Source organism: Caulobacter sp. GW821-FHT12F03 (assembly GCF_058806855.1).
In genome coordinates, this window is sequence record NZ_JBXAQC010000006.1 from 149,246 (window position 1) to 171,179 (window position 21,934).

General features: G+C 69.0%; 10 protein-coding genes and 2 tRNA genes. 4 read left to right on the forward strand and 8 right to left on the reverse strand.

Annotated elements, in window-relative coordinates; genetic code table 11:
- Positions 1–24: 24 nt before the first annotated feature.
- From AC1RN0_RS14725 to AC1RN0_RS14740, 4 genes are all read right to left on the reverse strand, one after another.
- Positions 25–2,550 (reverse strand): CHASE3 domain-containing protein, encoded by a 2,526-nt coding sequence (locus AC1RN0_RS14725; RefSeq protein ID WP_492788208.1) that lies wholly within the window; start codon positions 2,548–2,550, stop codon positions 25–27.
- Positions 2,551–2,644: 94 nt separating this feature from the next.
- The gene (locus tag AC1RN0_RS14730) at positions 2,645–5,191 is read right to left on the reverse strand and encodes a cation-translocating P-type ATPase (RefSeq protein WP_492788209.1); all 2,547 of its coding nucleotides are present in this window, start codon (positions 5,189–5,191) and stop codon (positions 2,645–2,647) included.
- Between the two features lie 38 nt (positions 5,192–5,229).
- On the reverse strand, positions 5,230–6,078 hold the full coding sequence (locus AC1RN0_RS14735) for a universal stress protein (RefSeq protein WP_492788210.1): 849 nt from the start codon (positions 6,076–6,078) through the stop codon (positions 5,230–5,232).
- 173 nt (positions 6,079–6,251) lie between these two features.
- Positions 6,252–6,325, reverse strand: a tRNA-Gln gene (locus tag AC1RN0_RS14740).
- A gap of 145 nt (positions 6,326–6,470) precedes the next feature.
- Here AC1RN0_RS14740 and AC1RN0_RS14745 point away from each other — a divergent pair.
- Positions 6,471–6,547: transfer RNA gene (locus tag AC1RN0_RS14745), tRNA-Pro, on the forward strand.
- Positions 6,548–6,668: 121 nt separating this feature from the next.
- The gene (gene sppA, locus AC1RN0_RS14750) at positions 6,669–8,480 is read left to right on the forward strand and encodes a signal peptide peptidase SppA (protein ID WP_492788211.1); all 1,812 of its coding nucleotides are present in this window, start codon (positions 6,669–6,671) and stop codon (positions 8,478–8,480) included.
- A gap of 3 nt (positions 8,481–8,483) precedes the next feature.
- On the opposite strand, the gene AC1RN0_RS14755 is transcribed toward sppA, so the two are convergent.
- Positions 8,484–10,082, reverse strand: a complete 1,599-nt coding sequence (locus AC1RN0_RS14755) for a sulfotransferase family protein (RefSeq protein WP_492788212.1) — start codon at positions 10,080–10,082, stop codon at positions 8,484–8,486.
- 86 nt (positions 10,083–10,168) lie between these two features.
- Positions 10,169–13,183, reverse strand: a complete 3,015-nt coding sequence (locus AC1RN0_RS14760; RefSeq protein WP_492788213.1) for a TonB-dependent receptor plug domain-containing protein — start codon at positions 13,181–13,183, stop codon at positions 10,169–10,171.
- A 360-nt stretch (positions 13,184–13,543) separates the two neighbouring features.
- Between AC1RN0_RS14760 and AC1RN0_RS14765 the strand changes: the two genes are divergently transcribed.
- Entirely contained in the window at positions 13,544–15,586 is a 2,043-nt protein-coding gene (locus AC1RN0_RS14765) for an alpha/beta hydrolase family protein (RefSeq protein WP_492788214.1), read from the forward strand.
- Between the two features lie 988 nt (positions 15,587–16,574).
- Here AC1RN0_RS14765 and AC1RN0_RS14770 read toward each other — a convergent pair.
- Both AC1RN0_RS14770 and AC1RN0_RS14775 read right to left on the reverse strand, forming a co-directional pair.
- Positions 16,575–19,421 (reverse strand): TonB-dependent receptor plug domain-containing protein, encoded by a 2,847-nt coding sequence (locus AC1RN0_RS14770; RefSeq protein WP_492788215.1) that lies wholly within the window; start codon positions 19,419–19,421, stop codon positions 16,575–16,577.
- A 297-nt stretch (positions 19,422–19,718) separates the two neighbouring features.
- Positions 19,719–21,386 (reverse strand): peptide ABC transporter substrate-binding protein, encoded by a 1,668-nt coding sequence (locus tag AC1RN0_RS14775; protein WP_492788216.1) that lies wholly within the window; start codon positions 21,384–21,386, stop codon positions 19,719–19,721.
- On the opposite strand from AC1RN0_RS14775, the gene AC1RN0_RS14780 reads away from it, so the two are divergent.
- A complete protein-coding gene (locus AC1RN0_RS14780) occupies positions 21,385–21,927 on the forward strand; it encodes a hypothetical protein (protein ID WP_492788217.1) in 543 nt (180 codons plus the stop codon). The two genes, AC1RN0_RS14775 and AC1RN0_RS14780, sit on opposite strands and share 2 nt — an antisense overlap.
- Positions 21,928–21,934 lie beyond the last annotated feature (7 nt).

The following is a 21,934-nucleotide window of genomic DNA, read 5'->3' on the forward strand; positions in this document are numbered from 1 at the left end:
CTTCGCCGGGGTGGGCGGGCTATGTCAGTCCCCCCGCAGGGCCCTCGCCAGCGCGGCGGCGTCATAGGGCTTGTCCAGCGCGGTGACGTCGTCGAGCCCCTCGACCGCGCCGCGGTCCGTGTACCCGCTGGCGAGGATGATGCGCAGGTCGGGGCGCCGGGCCCGCGCCTGCTTCGCCAGATCGTCGCCGCGCATGCCCGGCAGGCCGATGTCGGTGAACAGGATGTCGATCCGCGCGTCGCTGTCGAGGATCGCCAGCGCCTCGCGGGCGTTGGCGGCTTCCCGCACCGCGAAGCCGAGGTCGCCGACCATGTCGATGGCCGCCGCGCGGACCAGCCCCTCGTCCTCGACGACCAGAACGGCCTGACGCTCGTCGATCAGGCAGGCGGCGACCTTGCGGGCCAGATCCGCCTTGCCGTAGGGCTTGGACAGCAGGGCCACGCCCTCGTCGAGGCGGCCGTGATGGACGATGGCGTTCTCGGTGTAGCCGGAGGTGTAGAGCACCGTCAGCCCCGGCCGAAGCGCCCTGGCCTCGCGGACAAAGTCCGGCGTCTTCATCGTGCCGGGCATGACCACGTCGGTGAACAGCAGGTGGACCACCTGCTCGCCGCGCAGGATCTCCAGCGCCGCGTCCGGCCCGTCGGCCTGGATGCAGTCATAGCCGAGATCGGTCAGCATGGCGCAGGCCGCCTCGCGCACGGCCGCCTCGTCCTCGACCACCAGCACCACCTCGCCGTGGCCGCCGACCGGCGGCTCGCGACGATCGACCTCGGCCTCCGCCCTGCGGGTGCGCGGCAGGTAGATCTTCACCGTCGTACCCTGGCCGGGCTCGCTGTAGATCTGGATGTGGCCCCTGGACTGCTTGACGAAGCCGTGGACCATCGACAGGCCGAGGCCCGTGCCCTTGCCTTCGACCTTGGTGGTGAAGAAGGGCTCGAACACGCGGGCGATGGTCTCGCGGCTCATCCCCTGCCCCGTGTCCGACACGGCCAGCATCACGTACTGGCCCGGCGCGATATCGGCGTCGCGGGCGGCGTAGCGGTCATCGAGGGCGGCATTGGCCAGCTCGATGGTCAGGCGGCCCCCGCCCGGCATGGCGTCGCGAGCGTTGATCGCCAGGTTGAGCAGCGCGCTCTCGACCTGGGCCGGGTCGGCGATGGTGTTCCACAGCCCCCCGGCGATGACCGTCTCGACCTCGATCGCCTCGCCGAGCGTCCGGCGCAGCATGTCTGCCATGGCCTGGACCAGCCGGGCGGGATTGACGACCTCCGGCTCCAGCGGCTGGCGGCGGGCGAAGGCCAGCAGCTGGCGCGTGAGGTCGGCGGCGCGGTCGGCGGCGTGGGTGGCGTTGGCCAGCCGGGCGAGCGCCTTTTCGTCGGTGATGCCCCGCTCGATCATCTCGAGATTGGCGCGGATGACCTGCAGCAGGTTGTTGAAGTCGTGGGCCACGCCGCCGGTCAGCTGGCCGACCGCTTCCATGCGCTGGGCCTTGCGCAGCTGTTCCTCGGCCCGCTCCCGTTCGGTGATGTCGCGCGACGAGCCGACGATGCGGGTCGGGCGTCCGGCTTCGTCGAACACCGGCGCGAGCAGGGACTCCCAGGTGACCACCCCGACACCGGGCACCTCGGCCGAGTCACGCATCGCCGTGGCCCGGCCCGTCTCGATGACGCGGCCGTACATCTCGACCAGACGCGGCCCCATCACCGGGAAGGCCTCCATGACGTCGCGGCCGCGGTAGGGGGTCATGTCGCCGCCCAGCAGCTTCGCCAGCGCCGGGTTGAAGTCGCCGATCAGGAACCGGCCGTCGGGGGTGACCTCGAAGGTGTAGAGATAGTCCGGGATGTTCTCGAACACCGCGCGGATCAGGCTGTCGGCCTCGCGCTTGCCCGCCTCGGCCGCGTCGCGCTGCTCGAGGGCCCGTCTCAGGTCGCGGTTGCTGCGGGCCATGGCCGCCACGGTCAGGGCGAGCCCGATCAGGGCCAGGCCGCCGAGGCCGAGGGACAGCCAGAGGGTTTTCTTTTCCTCCGCCTCGGCCACCGCCTGGCGGCGGGCCAGCAGGCCGTTTTCCTCGGCGACGATCTCACCGACGATGACGCGGATGCGGTCCATCTGGATCTTGCCGAGGCCCGTGGCGATGTTCGCCCGGGCGCTGTCGACCCTGCCCGCGAGGCCGAGGTCGAGATTATGCTCGAGGATGTCCAGGCGTCCGTCCATCGCCTCGGCCAGACGACTGACGCGCGCGGCCTGGGCGGGATTGTCGGCGACCAGCGCCCTGAGGTGCGCCATCTGCCCGGGGATGCGCGCTTTCGCCGTACGCCAGGGCTCCAGATAGCCATCAACGCCGGTCAGGAGATACCCGCGCTGGCCGGTCTCGGCGTCCTGCAGGCTGGAGAAGAGGCTGCGCGCGGTTTCCAGCACCTCGTGGGTGTGGGTCACCTGGGCCTGGCTCTCGCGCAACGACACCGACTGCGAAAACGCCGTGTAGGCCGTCAGCGCGGCCAGCAGGGCGATCAACAGGATCGGGGGAAGCAGAACGCGCCTCAAACTCACGACAGACATCCGATCTGGGCCGCCTGGGCGGGTACAAGGGCAAAGGTCAGGTTAGACGAGCCCGAGCGTGATGACCACTGGTGGTCGCGCCGTGTCAGCCCTTGACCGGTCGTTGTCCCGGGCGCGCGACGACGCGCCGTCTCCGCCCGCCAACCGCGCGCATGACGCCGAACCATCCGCCGCCGACCAGGCCTGTGGCGAGGGCCAGCGCCAGCAGCGCGGGCGGCGGCGGGGCCACCCGGAACACCGCCGCCAGCGGCGGGACCAGGAGAATGACCGACAGGACCGATCCCGCGATCGCGGCGATCGCCCAGTAGATGCGGCGGTGCGGCGCCAACAGGCGCGCGCCGGATGTCGAGGCGTCGGCCAGGGCCAGCACGAGATTGCCGGTGACCAGCGCCAGGAACGCCAGGCCGCGGGCTTCGGCCTCGGAGACGTGCGCCAGCCCCCAGACGTAGAGCCCCAGGACGCCCGCCAGGACTCCCAGGCCCTGAATCAGGGCAAGGCCGATCTGCGCCGGACCGAAGAGGGCCTCGTCGCGACGCCGCGGTGGTCGCCTCATGGCGGTCGCGCCGCCGGGCTCGGCCTCGAACACCATGGCGCAGACCGGGTCGATGACCAGCTCCAGAAAGACCACGTGCATCGGAAACAACAGCTGCGGCAGGCCCAGCACGACGGGGATCAGGGCCAGGCCGGCGATCGGCACATGGATGGCCGTCACATAGATCAGCGCCTTGCGCAGGTTGACGAAGATGCGCCGGCCGAGCCTCACGCCGCCGACGATGGACGCAAAGCTGTCGTCCATCAGCACCAGGTCGGCCGACTCGCGGGCGACATCCGTACCCTTCCTGCCCATGGCGATGCCGATGTGGGCGGCCTCGAGCGCCGGGGCGTCGTTGACGCCGTCGCCGGTCATGGCGACGACCTCGCCGGCGGCCTTGAGCGCCTCGACGATCAGCAGCTTCTGCTCGGGCGCGATGCGGGCGAACACCCGCACCCCCGGCAGGCGCGCGGCCAGCGCCTCCGGCGACAGGCCGGCGATCCCGGGCCCCTCGAGGACCCCGCCGCTGACGTCGAGACCGGCGGCGGCGGCGATGGCCATGGCCGTCGCCGGATGGTCGCCGGTGATCATGACGACGGAGATGCCCGCCGCCCGGGCTTCGGCGAGGGCGGCCGGAACGTCGGACCGCACGGGGTCGAGGAACCCGACCAGACCCTGGAACTCGAACGGCGCCGCGCCGGGGTCGTCCGGAAAGGCCCCCTCCACGGCGCAGGCGGCGACGCCCAGCACGCGCAGGCCGTCGGCCGCGAAGCGGGTGACGACGGCCGTCAGACGTTCCACTTCGTCGGGCGTCAGGCGACAGAGGGCGAAGATGGCCTCCGGCGCGCCCTTGGCGGCGGCCATGCGGGTCTCGCCCGCGCCGCGCCAGGCCTGGATCACCGCCATCCGCCCGGGCCGCAGGGGCCAGACCCGTTCGGGTTCGATCCCGGTCTCCGCCGTCGCCAGCAGGTCGCGCACGGCCCGGTCCATCGGATCAACCGGGCGGACCGCCGACGCCAGACCGGCCGTCGCGAGCAGCGCCGCGCAGGGGCCGGCGCCGACGCCCGGCTCGTCCGCCGTGACCGCGCGGTCCCCGGCCTCCGTCCAGAGGCGCGCCACCCGCATGCGGTTCTCGGTCAGGGTGCCGGTCTTGTCGACGCAGAGCACCGTCGCGCCGCCGAGCGCCTCGATCACCGCCCCACGCCGGACCAGCACCTGGCGGGTCGCCAGCCGCCAGGCGCCGAGGGCGAGGAACACCGCCAGCACCATGGGGAACTCTTCGGGGATCAGGGCGATGGCCACCGTGATCCCCGCCAGGGTACCCGCCACCCAGTCGCCGCGCAGCAGGCCGTAGGCGGCCACCACCACGGCGCAAAACCCGATCGCCATCACCCCGAGCCAGGTGACCAGCCGGCCGGCGGTCTTCTGCAGCGGCGTCGGCTCGTCGACGATCGTGGCGAGGGAGACGCCGATCCGGCCGAGCGCCGTGCGCGGGCCGGTGCGGCTGATCCGGGCCACTGCCTGGCCGGCCACGACCAGCGTGCCGGAATAGAGATGGGGGCCGGTTTCATCGCCGGGCGGCCGGTTCGGATCGGGGTGCTCACCGGCCTCGAGCGGGCGCTTGGACACCGGAGCCGATTCGCCGGTCAGGGCCGACTCGTCGACGCGGAGCACGTCGCCGGCCACCAGCAGGCCGTCGGCCGGCAGGCGTTCGCCCTCGCCGATCAGGACGATGTCGTCGGGCACAAGCTCGCGCGCCTCGATCAGCCGTTCGACGCCGGCGCGAATGACCCGGGCATGGGGTTGCGACAGGTCGCGCAGGGCGGCCAGGGCGCGCTCGCTGCGGGCCTCCTGGAGCACGACCAGGCCGATGGTCGCCAGTGCGCCGCCCATCAGGAACAGCCCCTCGGCCAGGTCGCCGAGGAACAGATAGAGGGCGGCCGCGCCGACCAGCAGGAGGAACATCGGCTCCCGCATGGTTTCCAGAATGATCCGGAGAACGCCGCGGGCGGGCGGCGGCGGCAGGGCGTTGGGGCCGTTCTCCGCCAGCCGCCTCGCCGCCTCCAGATCATCAAGCCCCCGCAGGGCCTGCTCTTCCATCTGCATGTTCCCGGTCTGGGCGGCGGGCGCGCCGGGCGTCAGTGCGACAGCAGAACGGGACAGACCGTGGCGCGCAGGGCGTAGTCCGTCGCCCCGCCGAGCAGGAACTCCTGAACGCGCGAGTGGCCGAAGGCGCCCATGACCAGCAGGCGCGCGCTCTCGCGTTCGAGGTAGGCCTCCATGGCCACGCCGATCGTCTCGCCGCCGATGTCGATCTCGTCGCGGACCGCCGCGACGCCGTGCATCAGCAGGTGCCGCACCGGATCGACGCCCAGTTCGAACGTCGCGCCGGGCTTTTCATTGACCACCGTCAGCACACGGACCAGCCGGGCCCGCTTGAGCAGCGGCAGGGCGTCGGCCATGGCGCGGGCCGCGCCGCGACTGCCGTCCCAGGCGACGACCGCCACCTCGGGCCAGACCGCCAGGTCGCCCAGCGCGCCGGGCTGGAAGATCAGCACCGGACGGCCGCAGCCGAAGACCACCGTCTGGGCGACGTCGAGCTGGCGGTCGATGCCGGCAAGCCGCGGCAGCAGGCAGAGATCGCGGGTCATCGCCCTGCGGGTGATGTCGCCCGCCCGTTCCAGATAGTTGGTCCGGCCAAGGATCGCCGCGTTGAACACCCCGGCGGCCGTGGCGGCGGTCGTGAAGTGCTCCAGGCCGGTGCGGCAGGCCTCCCGGCAGCGTTCCTCTTCCTGGCGGCCGAGCGCGCTGAGGCCGATCAGATAGTCGGCCAGGCGGTTGCTGTGGACCGGGATGTCGATCTCGATCGCCAGGCCGGTCAGTTTCGAGCCCAGGCTGGCGGCGAGGGCGACCGATTCGTCGATCAGCGCGACCGGCATCGGCGCGGGATAACTGTCGATATGCAGCAGCAGGTCGAGGTAGGCCATCGGTGCAACTCCGGCGAAGGATCGCGCGAAGGTCTCACCGACCGAACCGGTCGGCCTTGTTCCATGTCATGGTCTGGTGGCGCGGACCGCGATAGCCGGACTGACGCGTCTGGTCGCCAGCATGGGCGCGGCGGGCGAGTCCGGGTCTGCGATCCGGACATGAGGGGAAGAGGTGGCTGGGGAACTAGGACTCGAACCTAGAATGACGGTACCAAAAACCGCTGTGTTACCATTACACCATTCCCCAGCAGGAACGGCGCGGCTCCGGGGAGCCATGCGTCGCGAGGCGGGTCAGATAGCGCAGGCGCGGACCGGATGCAACGCCGTGTGAAACGGTTTCTATGGTCGCTTGCGGTCCAGAGAAGTCGCCTCTATAAGCCGCGTCCTTACGTCGGAGTGTAGCTCAGTCTGGTAGAGCACCGTCTTCGGGAGGCGGGGGTCGAAGGTTCGAATCCTTTCACTCCGACCATCTTTCCCGCGCCCCGCGAAATCCTGATTCAGAACGATTTCGCGGGGAGTGTGTCCCCGTGTTCATTTGACGCAAACGCCGACCCATATAGCGTGAGCGTTCAGTCCACCCGGGGTTCCCGATGAAGCAGTTTCTCCTGACCATGGCCGGCGTCTTCGCGGGCCTGGTGTTGTTCTTCGTATTGATTCCGTTCCTGGTCATCGGCTCGATGATCGGCGCGGCCAGCAAGCCGAAGGACATGACGCCGGCCCAGGCCGTGCTCGAGCTGGACCTGCGCGGCGGCCTGACCGACCAGGACCCCCACAATCCGTTCGCCGCCTTCTCCGGGCCGGGCATGAGCGTCGTCTCGGTGATCGAGACGCTGCGCCACGCCGAGGGCGACGACAAGGTGAAGGCGATCTTCGTGCGCCTGCCCGAGGGCGGCATGCCGCCGGCGGCCGCCGACGAGCTGCGCCTGGCCTTCCTGCACTTCCGCAAGGCCGGCAAGCCGATCTGGGCGCACAGCCAGGGCCTTTACCCGTCCGGCGCGGTGCTCTCGACCTACATGCTGGGCGCGGCGACCGACGCCCTGTGGATGCAGCCCGACAGCTCGTTCCAGGCCGTGGGCTGGGCCAGCGAGGACATGTTCTTCAAGCGCTTCTTCGACAAGTACGGCGTCAAGGCCGAGTACGAGCAGCGCATGGAGTACAAGAACGCCGTCAATCCCTACCTCTACAGCGACTACACCCCGGCGCACCGCGAGTCGGAGACGGCCTGGATGGGCTCGATCTACCGCACCGGCGTGCTGACCGCCGCGATCGACCGCAAGAAGGAGCCGGTGGCGTTCGTGCGGATGGTCGAGGCCGGCCCCTACTCCGCCGAAGCCGCCGCCCAGAAGGGCCTGATCGACCGGGTCGGCCAGGTGCGCGACGCCTCCGACGCCCTGATCGCCCGCGTGGGCGGCAAGGCCAAGCTGATCGACTTCGACGACTACATGAGCCACGCCCTGCGCACCGAGCGGGCGGCGAACGCCCTGGGCGGCAAGCCCGTGGTGGCGGTGATCGGCGCCGAGGGCCCGATCATGACCGGCCGCGGCGGCGGCGGGAATCCGTTCTCCGGCGACGACACCGTCTGGTCCGACGACGTGTCCGAAGCCTTCTATGACGCCATCGAGGACAAGGATGTGAAGGCGATCGTCTTCCGCGTCTCCTCGCCCGGCGGCTCCGACACCGCTTCGGAACAGATCCTGGCGGCCGTGAAGGCCGCGCGGAAAGCCGGCAAGCCGGTCGTGGTGAGCATGGGCACCTACGCCGCCTCCGGCGGCTACTGGATCAGCTCGCAGGCCAGCGAGATCATCGCCCAGCCGACGACCCTGACCGGCTCGATCGGCGTCTATGGCGGCAAGTTCGCCCTCGGCGACGCCCTGGCGCGGTTCGGCATCGACGTGCGCTCGACCGCCGTGGGCGGCGAGTACGCCAGCACTTTCGGCACGAGCTCGGGCTTCTCGCCGACCCAGCGGGCCGCCTTCTCGGCCTGGATGGACCATATCTACAACGGGTTCGTCTCGCGGGTCGCCGAGGGCCGCAAGCTGCCCGTCGACCGGGTGCGTGAAATCGCCAAGGGTCGGGTCTGGACGGGCGTCCAGGCGCGGCAGTTGCACCTCGTCGACCAGCTCGGCGGCTATTACGACGCGATCGACCGGGCCAAGGCCCTCGCCAACCTGAAGGGCGAGGTCCGCGTGCGGCACATGGAAGAGTCGGGCTCGCCGTTCGAGGCCTTCAGCAAGATGTTCGGCGTCAGCTCCAGCGCCATCCGCACCCTCGCTGCGGCCGGCTGGGTCATGGGCGATCCGCGGGCCTCGGCGATCCTCGACGAGATGGCCGCCAGCCGCCTGCGGGCGAGCCCGTCCGGCGCGGCCGTGCTGGCCCCGACGCCGATCCACCAGGGTCGGTAGCGGTCAGCCCGCCTCGAGGTCTTCCGGCGACAGCACGCCGCCGGCGACGAGGATGTCGGTCAGCGGCCTGAGGCGGTCGCCGTAGGCCTTCCAGCGGCCGACCGACGTGGCGTAGACCGCGCGGCGGACCTGGGCGGCGCTGGCCGTGGCCACCGGGGCGGCGTTTTCGTGGAACGCCAGCACCGCGTCGTCCCAGGGCAGGCCCAGCCAGGCCAGCAGCGCCCTCGCCTGCCCTGCCGGATCGGCGACGACGTCCTCGTAGACCACCTCGCGGAAGCGGTCGGCCGGCAGGGCCTCGCGCCAGTGGGCCACCAGCTGGTCGAAGGCGAGATAGAACCGCGCCGTCGCCTCCAGCGAATAGGTCCAGTCGTAGAAGGCGAAGCTGGTGGAAAACACCTGGCGGAACAGCGCCAGGCAGCTGTCGACCGGATGGCGACGCAGGCAGACCATCCGCGCGTTGGGCAGGGCCGCGTTGATCAGGCCCGCATAGAGAAAATTCAGCGGCGTCTTGTCCGTGAAGTGGTCGCCGCCCGGATGGCGCGCGCGGATCGCCGCGAGATAGTCGGCGCCGAGCCGGCCCATCGCCGCCGGCGGCAGGGCGCGCAGGGTCGCCCCGTCCATCAGCTGGCGGGACGGCGCGCCGGCCATGCGGCGGGTGTTGATCGCGAAGTCCATCGGCTCGCCGGCCGAGACCACCGCCGGATGGCTGATGATCATCCGCTCGACCAGGGTCGTGCCGCTGCGCGGCAGGCCGAAAACGAAGATCGGGGCGGCCGAGGGATCGCCCGGCGCCGCGCCGGCGGACTTCGGGGCCGTGCCGCGCGCGGCGGCGAAGATGTCGGCCTGCCAGGCGGCGAGGCCCGTAGCGGCGGCGGCCTTGGCCGCCTTGGCCCGCACCAGCCAGTCGAACGACTCCGCCGGGCGGCCCATGTCCTCGAAGGACTTGGCGAGGGCGTGGCCGATGCGCAGCCGTCGGTCGGCGTCGCCCGAGGCTGCAGCGAACAGCCGCTCCAGCGCGGGAATGAAGTTGTCCTCGGGCGTCTGGGTGACCAGCTGGACGAGGGCCGAGATCGGCTTGTCGGAGGTCGGATCGAGCGCGACCGCGCGGCGCCAGGCGGCCTCGGCCGCCGCGAGGTCGCCAACATACTGCTCGGCCCAGCCGAGATTCAGCAGATAGGCGGCGTTGTCAGGGGCCAGGCGGGCGGCGTTTCGAAAGCACAGCGCCGCTTCGGCCTGCCGGCCCGCGCGGCTGAACACCACGCCCAGGGTGTCGAAGGTGCGGGGATCATCGGGGCCGAGCGCCAGGGCCTGGGTCGCGGCGGTAAGCGCCGGCCCCTCGCGATTGAGGCCGCTCAGGCAGCGGGCCAGACCCGCGCCCCAGGCGGCATTGCGCGGATTGATCGCCAGGGACCGCTGGAACAGGTCCGCGCCCTGGTCGAACACGCGCTGGTCGGCGGCGATCTCGCCCAGCAGGGCATAGGCCTCGCCCTGGCGGTCGTCGATGCGGAGGACTTCGAGCGCCAGGGCATGGGCCTCGCGCGGCTGGCCCTGTCGGTAGTGGGCCCGGGCGCGGCCAAGAAGCGAAGACAGAAGGGCGGACATGGCTTGGGCCTAGCGGTCGCCGCGACAAAAGAAAAGGGCGGCGGAGTTTCCTCCGCCGCCCCATTCAGGTGTCTGACTGGGTCAGATTACCACTTCTTCGAGATGTTCACGAAGAGGCTGCGGCCAACCAGGTCGTACTGGTTGAGGGCCGCGGTGCCGAGCCGGAACTGGCCGGTCGAGGCCGACGGGGCCCGCTCGTCGAACAGGTTCGAGATACCGGCCACGAACGTCCAGTCGTCCATCTTACGGCGGACCGAGATGTCGTGATAGGCGGTGAACTCGACGTACTGCTTGAAGTACACCGGCACGCCCGCGGGCGCGACGTTGGTGCAGGGGACCTGCACGGTGCAGTACTTCGTGCTGCGGAACACGTCGCTGCCGGCCAGTTCGGTGTCCGAACCCTTGCCGATCAGGTCGGTGGACCAGTTGAAGGTCCAGTCGCCGTGGTCGAAGCGGGCGCTCATCTGGCCGGTGAAGTCCGGACCATCGTAGCCGTTCGTCGTACCGTTGTAGTCCGAGCGATCGCCGCCCAGCTGCAGCGTCGTGACGTCGTGCAGCTGCCAGGTGAACTGACCGTCCAGCGTGAGGCGACCAGCGTCGAACTCGTGCTGGTAGCGGTAGGTCAGGTCGATACCGCGGTTAATCTGCGACGCGATGTTCGTGTAGTCGTCGTGAACGAGCGTGATGCCCTGCGCCGGGGTGCCACGCGTGAAGAACGTGGAGGAGCAGAACGGGTTGGTCGCGAAGTTGGCGCGCGAGTAGCACTGGTTCAGGATGTTGGCCGCGCCGAACTTGGTGACTTCGTCGTCCACCTGGATGTCGAAGTAGTCGATGGCCACGTTCAGGTCGATGAAGCTGGGGGTCCAGATCACGCCCAGGGTGTAGGCCTTGGACTCTTCAGCCTTCAGGTTGGTGCCGCCCGAGGTCATGATCAGCGCCGAACCACTGGTGCCGCCCGTGTAGCCGACCGGCAGCATCGGACCCAGCGGGTTGGTGCCGCAGTTGAACACGATGTCCGGATCGGTGCTTTCGTCCCAACGGACGCAGGGGTCGATCGAGGTCTGGCCGAGGAAGCCGGTCTGGCCGCCCAGGTGTTGCTCGTACAGCGCCGGGGCGCGGAACGAGGTGCCGTAGGTGGCCCGGACGCGGAACGCCGGAACGATCTGCCAGTTGGCGCCGACCTTGTAGGTGCTGTTCGAGCCGTAGCTGTCGTAGTCCGTGTAACGGCCCGAGAGCGACAGGTCGAAGCTTTCGATGCCCGGCAGGCCCTTGAACACGGGGATCGCCAGTTCGCCGAACAGTTCCTTGACGGTGTCGTCGCCCGCGGTGCGGCCGGCCGAGGTCAGGCCCCAGATGTTGTAGCTGGCGGCGGTCGCCCCGGGGGTGTCGTCGATCTCTTCGTGACGCCAGGAGAAGCCGATGGCGGCGCCGAGCGGACCGGCCGGCAGGGTGAACAGGTCGCCCGACAGGCTGCCTTCGACCAGGTCCTGGTCGTAGGTGGTGGTGCCGGTTTCGTTGCCGAACAGGAACAGCTTTTCAGCGTCCGTGAAGGCGCCGGACAGGACGCGGCTGCTCAGCCACGGAATGCCGCCAGCCGGCAGGGTCGAGCAGTTGCCGCCCGGCAGGGTGTTGGAAACCGTGATCGCGGCGTTGTTACAGGCCGTGGCGCCGGTCGTGGCGACGACGCGGTCGTTATAGATGATGTCGCCGGTGTATTCGCCGTCCGAACGCGAGAACTGGTAGTAGATGTCCCAGTCCCAGTTGTTCAGGAAGGCGCCGTCGAACGTGCCGCGCAGGCCGAGAACGCCGCGGGTGTAGTCGATGTTCTGCGTGAAGCTGTACGGCGTGGCGATGATCGGCACGGCGCTGGCGCCGACCAGGTTGCCCCAGGTGTTGTTGGGGTTGCCGACGGCGACGGTCGGGAACAGCTGACGGACGCTGTCCTGCTCGGACTCACGACGGTTGAACAGGAATTCGCCGTAGAGTTCGGCGCCCGGCGTCAGGTCGAAGCCGAACGAACCGAACACGGTCGAGCGCTTCACCGGGCTGATGACCGTGCGGCGCTGATCGTAGGGCGAGTCGTAGTTGGCGTAGGGGTAGGATTCCGGGAAGCCGGCGCGGGCCGCGCGGATCAGCGCAGCGACGCCTGCCGGACCGAGGGCCGTCGGCTGGGTGCCGGCGGTGGTCGGATAGACGCCGGCCAGGGCCGGGTCACGATACTGGAACGTGCCGCCGAAGCCCGCCAGCTGGAAGCCGTTGTTCAGCAGGTTGTAGCACTTCGGCTGGCCGTCGAGGCCGAGGTAGTCCTTGCGGGCGTGGGTGGTCGGGTCGAACAGGTAGTCCGCCGAGCACGACAGGTTGTCGCGGTCGCTGCGCAGCAGGGCCTTCTGTTCCGAGTAGTCGGCCGACAGGGTGACGTAGCCGCGGTCGAAGGTCTTGCCCCAGACGCCGTTGAAGCGGAGGTATTCGCCGCCCGGCTCTTCACCCGTCTTGTAGAAGGCGCTCAGTTCGGCGCCGTCCAGGTTCGACTTGGTGATGATGTTGACCACGCCGGCCACGGCGTCGGAGCCGTAGATCGACGAGGCGCCGTCCTTCAGGATTTCGACGCGCTCGATCGACGAGTTGGGGATGACGTTCAGATCGACCGGGCCGACGGTGCCGCGCACGCCGGCGGGACCAACGCGGCGGCCGTTCAGCAGGACCAGGGTGCGGTTGGCGCCGAGGCCGCGCAGCGAGATGGTGTTCACGCCCGGGCCGCCGTCGACGACGAAGCCGGTCAGCATGTTGTTGACCTGGAACGAGCCGCTCGCGATCGTCGACTGCTGCAGGATCTCGGCGGTGTCCACCAGGCCCTCGAGGGTCGAGGATTCGGCCGTGATGATCTGGACCGGAGCCGGGCTGGTGAATTCAGAGCGCTTGATGCGCGAACCCGTGACGACCAGCGCCTCGACTTCGGTGTCGTCGTCGCTGGCCGTGGTGGCGGCCGGCGGCGTGGTCGCGGGCGCCGCTTGGGCGAACGAGACGGTGGGGGCGGAGACGGCGAGCGCGGCGGCGAAGCCGGCGATCACGGTCGAACCCATAAGAATCTTGCGGTCCAGCATTTGGTTTCAAATCCCCAGTAGCCCGATGAATCAACGCTCGCGGACGAACGTTCACGGGATACCCATCCCGCGCGGTTTAGCGAAACTAGCAGCTTCGATCCCGCCTACAAGAATGATGACGCAATTTAGCCCCATAGCCATCGGGGCGTAACAATCTCGCCACAGTTTCCCCGCCGACGGGCATTCTGTGCCCCCGGCGCAATCAGATCGGGAATGGCAAGATCAGCTTGGCGAAACCGTGTTTGCGGTTAGATTGCCCGGGCACAGCCGCCCCGCGGCCGTATTCATCGCGCTCATCTCGTGTCTGCGGGGAATGATTCCCGTGGTCAACGAGCGTCCACCAGTCTCTGAGGGGTCACCGTGACGCCGCAATTTCGCAAATTCTGGATCGCCGCGGGAGCCGTAGCGCTCCTCGGCCTCGCCGCGGTCGTTCCGGGCCAGGCGAGGCAGGCCGCTTCGCCCGCGACCGCTTCGCCCAGCACCCCGCCAAGCGCCGAAGACTTTGGCCGCGAGGCGGCCATCAAGGGCGTCAGCGTCTCGCCCGACGGCAAGCATATCGCCGCCATCCGCTCGCCGGACGGCGTGAAGGCCTATGTGTCCATCTGGGAAACGGCCAACATGGCCAAGGCCCCGGTCAACCTGCTGTGCGGCGACCGCTCGCAGTGCCTGAGCGTCGGCTTCCTGAAGAACGACCGGATCGTCGTCCAGGTGCGCCAGACGATCACCGAGGGGGCCACCCGGACCCACCTGTTCCGCTTCTTCACCACCGACCTCGAAGGCAAGGTCTGGCGCAACGCGCTGGGAACCACCGACCAGACCCAGGGCCCGAACGCCCGCGTCGCCTCGACCCTGCCGACCGACCCGAAGAACATTCTGATCCAGAGCTTCGAGGACGGGAACTACTACAAGCTCGATCTCTACACCGGCGGACGGCGCAAGACGTTCACCTCGTCGGACAAGTTCGGCGACGAGCAGATCGACCTGACCGGCGAGGTTCGCGCCCGCAAGTCCGTCGATTTCGAGAACGGCAAGGTCTACATCGCCCAGTGGATCCGCAACCCGGCCAACGATCAGTGGGAAGAGCACTTCCGCTACTTCGCCGCCGACCGTGAGCCGACCGACATCGTCGGCTTCAGCGAAGACCCCAACATCATCTACGTGCGCAGCACGGTCGGCCGCGACAAGGCCGCCATCTTCGCCTACGACATCGCCAACAAGAAGCTTCTCGAGTCCATTTTCGAGATCAAGCTGTTCGACGCGGACGGCGTGGTCCAGTCCGACGCCGCCGCCTCCAACGGCAAGCTGCTGGGCTTCACCTACAGCGGCGAGGTCACCAAGACCTACTGGGTGGACGAGCGGATGGCCTCGATCACCAAGGGCCTGCGCGCAGCGCTCGGCGTGACGACCGTGCCGATGCAGTGGACCGACATCGCCACCGGCGAAAAGTCGCGCTACTCCACCGCCGACGGCGCCGATGCGTCGATCAACAGCTGGTCCGACGACTTCAAGTACGTCATCGTCGTCAAGTCCGGCCCGAGCCAGCCGCCGGAATACTTCCTGCTGACCGACGGGACCAAGCTGAGCCCGCTGGGCGCCTCGCGGCCGTGGATGAACACCGCGGCCCTCGGCGACACCCGGATGGTGCAGTACGCCGCCCGCGACGGCCTGATGGTGCCGGCCTTCCTGACCACGCCGAAGAAGTCGATCTACGGCGCCGGCCCCTACCCCACGCTCATCGTTCCGCACGGCGGTCCGTGGGCGCGGGACTTCATGGGCTGGGACGGCACCGGCTGGACGCAGTACTTCGCCGCCCGCGGCTACGCCGTGCTGCAGCCGCAGTACCGTGGCTCGGACGGCTGGGGTCAGCGTCTGTGGCGCGCCGGCGACGCCGAGTGGGGCCAGAAGATGCAGGACGACAAGGATGACGGCGCCAAGTGGCTGATCGCCCAGGGCATCGCCGCCCCGGACCGCATCGCCATGCACGGCTATTCCTACGGCGGCTACGCGGCCATGGCGGCCTCGGTGCGGCCCAACGGGATCTACCAGTGCGCCATCGCCGGCGCCGGCGTGGCCTCGATCGACCGCTTCCGCGAGCTGGTCAACCAGAGCCGCATCGGCCGTGAACTGCAGCGCCCGTCGATCCAGGGCCTGTCGCCCGCCGATCACGGCCCTGAGGTCTCGATCCCCGTGTTCCTGTATCACGGCGACCGCGACCAGACGGTGCCGATCGGCGAGTCCGAACGGTTCGTGGCGGCGCTCAAGGCCGCCGGCAAGCCGTACAAGTACCTGCCGATCAAGGACATGGGCCACCAGTCCAACCGCTGGGAGCCGGGCCAGATCGCCCAGGTCCTGCACGCGGTCGAGGACTACCTGCGCACCGACTGCGGACCGGGCGGGCTCTAGCCTTCAGATCCACGGACGGACAAGGACGAAGGGCGGGGAGCGATCCCCGCCCTTTTTCTGTGGGCGATGGCGTGGGCGGGGACCTGCACTTCAGGGCGTGTCGCCATCAGCCTTCAGCGGCAAGGGACAGGTACCGAAGACGGCACATGTCCCCGGTCTTCTCTTGCGGCCTCCCCCGGCCCGTCATGCTCGGGCCTGTCCCGGGGATTCAGGAGCACCATGGCGGCCTGGGCGAACGCGCCATCGCCGCGCTGACGACCAGGGCTCGTGTGCATGGGGCCTCGAGACAGGCCCGAGGATGACGGATGCGGGGCGTGGGTTCGCGACCTCCACTGTCGCCAGCGAGGTTGGGGAGGGTGCGGCGCGCTCCGGTCTGCCCGGATGTCTGTTGGGGTAGTCGTCGCAGAGGGACAGGCCGTCACGCGCCGCGAAGTCCGTTATCCGGCAGCCGCCGGTGGGCAGCGGTTTTAACGCTTAGCCGGCAGAAGCCTCCGGCGGGCGGGTGGCGGCTGACCATCCCCGGACCGTGAGCGTAACCCCCGCCCACCTGACCCCGCTCGAACTCCATCCCGCCGCCGCATCGGATCGCCTGGCCGAGACGCCCTCCCCGTGCGGCGGGATGGCTTGAGGATAGGCATGCCCCCGGGAGGTGATGCGCATTCGATTTCACGCGGTCGGACAGCGCCCGCGGACGCGTGGGAATTCAGGGGGTTGGGCGCGGGGAATTCAGATTGGCCCGCGGAGCATCCTCCCCACGAGCGAAGCGTGCTGGGGAGCGGGACCCTGCGGAGCAGGGTGGAGGGGGTGCGCCGGATAAGCCGGAACGGGCGGCATTCAGGATGGGGCCGCTGGCCGTCGCGTCGCCCCCTCCACCGCCCTTCGGGCGGTCCCCCTCCCCCTCGCTGCGCTCCGGGGAGGATTGGCCGCGCACTAAGAAAAAGGGCGGCGGACCGAAGTCCGCCGCCCCAATTCAGGTCTGATCGGTGGATCAGAACTTCAGCTTGCCACCGACGTAGAAGTAACGACCGATCACGTCGTAGGAGTTCGGATCGGTGTTGCCGTCGTTGGCGTTGTCGAACACCGGCGGCTCTTCGTCGGCGATGTTCTTGATGCCGCCGAAGATTTCCACGGTGTCGTTGACGGCCCACTGGGCGTTGATGTCGTGGTACCAGTAGGAGTCAACGCCGGTGTAACCGCCGTCGGCGAAGGCAGGGATGTTGCCCTGGTTGTCCATCGCGTCCCAGTAGGAGCCCATGTAGGTGAAGCGGACCGGACCGATGTCGTAACCGACGCGGAGGACGGCCTTATATTCCGGCAGCGTGGCCGAGATATTGTAGGCGCCGATCGTGCCGGCATAGTCGATGCCGTCCAGCACGTAGCTGTCGAGCTTGGTCAGGTTCAGCTGGAAGTCGATCTTGTCGCCGAAGGATTCCGGCTTGCCCGTCCACCAGTCCATGCCCAGGCCGTAGGTGACGCCAAGGTCGATGCCCTTGGTTTCCAGCGAGGACACGTTGCCGAGCGGAACGCGGATCTTCAGTTCGCCCGTGGAGTCACGGTAGGTCAGGGCGCCGACGGCCGCATCGTTACAGGCCGCCGAAGCGAAGCTGCCCGAGCTGTAGCAGGCGTTGATGGTGCCCTGCGTGCCGCCGTTGATCGAACCGATGTAACCGTCGACCTTGATGTCATAGTAGTCGAGGGTCAGCTTCAGGCCCGAGATGAACTCCGGCTGCCAGACCAGGCCGATGGTGTAGGTGTCGGACACTTCTTCGGCGAGGTTCGGGTTGCCGTAGAAGAAGGCTTCGAGCTGCGAGTTCGGCTGGACGTAGTTGATCGTGTTCGGGTTGGCGCCCAGCGAAGCCGTGCACATGGCCAGGATGGTGGCGTTGGTGACCGGAGTCGCCGCGCCGGTGCCCGGGTTCGCCGTCGAGCAGGGATCGGTCGCCGCGGGGAAGCCCTGGTCACCGGCCTGGAAGAGTTCGAACACGTTCGGGGCGCGGCTGGCGCGCTGGTACATGGCGCGGAAGCGGAGACCGTCGAAGGGCTCGTATTCACCGCCGGCCTTGTAGCTCGTGACGTTGCCGACCGAGCTGTAGTCGGACCAGCGAGCGCCGAGTTCCAGGCCCAGGTACTTCACGCCCGTGACGTCGGAGACCAGCGGAACCACGGCTTCACCGTAGATTTCGCCGACGCTGTAGCCGCCCGAAACGGCCTTTTCCATGTTGAAGCCGAAGATGTCGCCCGAAGCGTGGGAGGCGTCCGGCGTGTAGGAGAAGGAGTCTTCACGATATTCAACACCGACGGCGACGGCGACGTCGCCGGCCGGCAGGGTGAACAGCGAGCCCGAGGCGACGGCCGAGGCCGTGGTGCGCTCGAAGATCGTCTGGTCGGTGAAGTTCAGGCGGATGAAGTTCGCGCCCGCCGTCGAGATGCTGCCGGCGCCGAACAGGTTGACCGGCGTGCAGGTCGGGAAGATCGCGAGAGCCGCGGCCGAGCAGGCGGCGGTCGTGCCGGACTGCGAGGCGTACAGGCGCGAACGCGACACGTCGTTGCGGGTCGCGTCGGTGAACTCGGTGCGGCCGTAGCTGAGGTAGCTTTCGACCTTCCAGTCGTTCGGCAGGTCGACGTTCAGGCCGAAGTTGACGTTGAACGTCTTGTTGTTGTGGTCCTGCTGACGGGCGCCGACTTCAACCATCCGGCGGCGGAACACGGCGTTGCCGAGCGGGTTCGGACGCGCGGCGAGCGCAGCCTGGGCCGACGCCGACAGGAAGGGGTTGGTGACGGCGATGCTGATGCCGGTCGCCGGGGTCGGGGCCAGCTGGGCGCCGTTACGGTTGTCGGTGTAGTCAACTTCGAAGTTGGCTTCGACGGCGTCGGTGATGTCGTAGCGGCCGAGGACGGTGGCCGTCCAGCGCTCGTCGAACGACATCAGCGGGTTGACCGGCGAGAAGTTGTACCGGTCGTTGACCGCGGCGGTCATGTCGAAGTTGTTGCAGAAGCCGCGGACGGCGCCCGACGGGCTGAACGACAGGTCCTTGCGGGTGGCGTTCGAGGTACAGCCCGGCGCGGTGGCCTGGGCGACGAAGGGGTTCAGCGGCTGGTTGTCGAGACGACCGGCGACGCCCGTGGCCGAGCCGCCGGCGTTGCTGTAGTAGGACCACGGACGGTCGGTCAGGTCCGGCAGGACCTGGTCGCGATCGTAGTAGGAGATGTAGGTCGTGACGTTGCCGCGGCCGTCGGCGGTGTTGGCGCCGGCCAGCAGCGACAGGTTGAACTGCTCGCCATCGCCGAAGCCCGAGATGCCGTACTGGGTGCCCAGTTCCAGGCCTTCGTAGTTCTTCTTCAGGATGAAGTTCACAACGCCGGCCAGGGCGTCCGAGCCGTACACGGCCGAGGCGCCGCCCGTCATGACTTCAACGCGGTCGATGAGACCGGTCGGGATCGTGTTCAGGTCGGTCGAGGAGAAGCCCTTGGTCGCCGGCGTGGTGCGGCGGCCGTTGACCAGAACCAGGGTGCGCTGCGGGCCGAGGCCGCGCAGGTCGACCGTCGACGTACCGTCGGACGGGTTGTTCGAGGCGGCGGTGAAGCCCGGCACGACTTGCGGCAGGGCGTTCAGGATCTGCTCGACCTGCAGGCTGCCGGTCGTTTCGATCTGTTCCGACGTCACGGTGGAGACGGGGCTGTTGGCCACGTAGTCCTGGCGCGCGATGCGCGAACCGGTGACGACGACGGCGTCAACCGTGGTGTCCTGCGCGAACGCAGGGACGGCGGCGGCGATGGCCGCACCGCAGATGATGGTGGACGCCAGCAGGCGGCCGCGCGTGGATTGGAGCCTCAAGTTATTCCCTCCGGTTCAGCGCGGGCCGGAAAGCTCCGGCAGCCACGCCCCCTCTAAAAGTCTGGACGAATAAGACTCCGGACGCCCTTAGACGTCCGGTTGCGGCGATCCTTGCTCTCCGCACAATCGAGGGTCAACGATCATTGCAAGACCGTCACATCACGGACGCCGCGATGTCGCACTTTGGCAACAGAACGGCGGTCGGCGGCCCGAATTGAGGGCCGAATTCCCGACCGTGGCGCACAGGCGCGCGAAATTGACCCCGGCGCGTCGCTTATGGGGCGAATCGGCGCCGCGTCATTTCGGCTTCACGCACAGCCAGCGGGTCCGGTGGTGGTCCAGCAGGTTGTCGACCCAGCCGCTGATCTCCGGCCGCACGAGGTTCTTGTTGACCAGGTAGTAGACCGGCGCGATCGGGGCGTCCTCGAGCATGATGTGCTCTGCCTTCGCCATATAGGCCGCCCGTTTGGCGACATCCGGCTCATGATCGGCCAGGGCCATCAGCCGGTCGTATTCGGGGTTGTTGTAGTCGCCGTAGTTCTGCGGCCCGTAGAAGGAGCGCTGCAGGTCGAGGAAGCTGGTGGGGTCGTTGTAGTCGGCGACCCAGGAGGCGTCCGCGACCTGGAACGCGCGGCTGCGGTAGTCGGCGTAGGCGATCTGGGTCTCCTCCTGGGCCAGGGTCACCTCGACGCCGATCTCCTTCCAGTCCGCCTGGATCGCCGGCATGAACTGCATCGGATCGGGCGTGTTGCGGTGCTTGATCTCGAACTTCAGCGGATGGCCGGGGCCGTAGCCGGCCTCGGCCAGCAGACGACGCGCCTCGGCCTGACGCTTCGCCAGCGGCCAGCTCGCCCAGTGGGCCGGCTCCGCCCCCGCCCCGTAGTTGGCCACGCCGGGCGGGGTGAAGGTGCGGGCCGGGACCTGCCCGCCGCGCAGCAGTCTGTAGGCGATGAAGTCGCTGTCGACCGACATGGCCAGGGCCTGGCGCACCCGCTTGTCGCGGAACGGCGGAAAGCCGCTCTTCGGGTTGTTGTTGAACGCCAGGTAGACGACGCCGAGGTAGGTGTTGGTCCGCACATAGCCGGGCATCTTCGTGCGCAGGTAGGCGATGCGATTGGACTGGATGTCGGCGTTGAGGTCCAGCTCGCCGCGGGCGACCCGGCGCTCGGCCGAGATCGCGTCGCTGGTGGGGTAGTAGTAGACCTCGTCGACGCAGACCTTGTCGGCGTCCCAGAACCGCGGGTTCTTCACCGAGCGCACGTAGTTGCCCAGGCGGAATTCCTTGAGGACATAGGGGCCGTTGCCGACGAAGTGCTCCGGCTTGATCCAGTCCTCGCCCCAGCGCTCCACGACGTGCTTCGGCACCGGGTACATGGTGTGGTGCTTGGCCAGCTCGACCAGATAGGGCGCGGGATGGTTCAGTTCGATGCGCACTGTGCGGGCGTCGGGCGCCGAGACGCCGAGCGTCTCCGGCGGGGCCCTGCCCTCGTTGACCGCCTGCGCGCCCTTCACGAGGAAGAAGACCGAGGCGTATTCCGAGGCCGTCTTCGGATCGAGCAGCCGGCGGAAGGAAAAGACGAAGTCGTCGGCCGTGACGGGCACGCCGTCCGACCAGGTCGCGTCGCGCAGGTGGAAGGTCCAGACGAGGCCGTCCGGGCTGACGTCCCAGTGGGTGGCCATGCCGGGGATCGGCTTGCCGGCGGGGTCGGACTGCGTCAGGCCGACGAGCATGTCGCTCTGGATGCGGTCCTCCCAGGTGCCGGTCGACAGCTGCGGGTCCAGCGTCTGGGGCTCCGAGGCGTTGCCGTACTGCAGGCAGACCTTGCCCGGCGGGCAGGCCGGCCGCGAGGGGGCCGACTGGCCGCAGCCCGCGAGCGCCAGCACGGCCGCCCCGGCGAGGAAGAGATTGCGGATCACGCGGCCCGGCCGTTCAATGGCGGCCACAGAAGTTCGGGAGTCGCCCATGTCATCGCTCGCCCTGCGCCGGAAGACCGCATTCATCCTGGCCGCCGGAGCGGCCGTCGCGTTGACCGCCGGGGCCGGTCTGGCCGCCTCGCCGATCAAGGGTCGCGCCGCGCCCCTGCAGGCGGTGGTCGACTGCCGCAAGGTGGCCGACCCGACGCAGCGGCTGGCCTGCTACGACGCCGCCGCGGCCTCGCTGGACGCGGCTGAGCAGGCCGGCGAGGTGGTGGTGGTCGACCGGGCCCAGGTGCGAGAGGCCAACCGGGCCGCGTTCGGCTTCAATTTCCAGATGCCGACCTTCATGACCGGCGGCAAGGCCGAGACGATCGACAAGATCACCGCCACCGTCGACTCCGCCAGCCAGGACGCCACCGGCAAATGGGTGTTCCGCATGAGCGACGGCGCGGTCTGGCGCCAGGTCGACAATGAGCGGGTCTCGCGCGATCCCAAGCCCGGTACGACCGTGGAAATCCGCTCGGCCGCCATGGGCAGCTTCATGATGACCATCGGCTACAGCCACCTGCGCGTTCACCGCGACAACTGAACGGGCC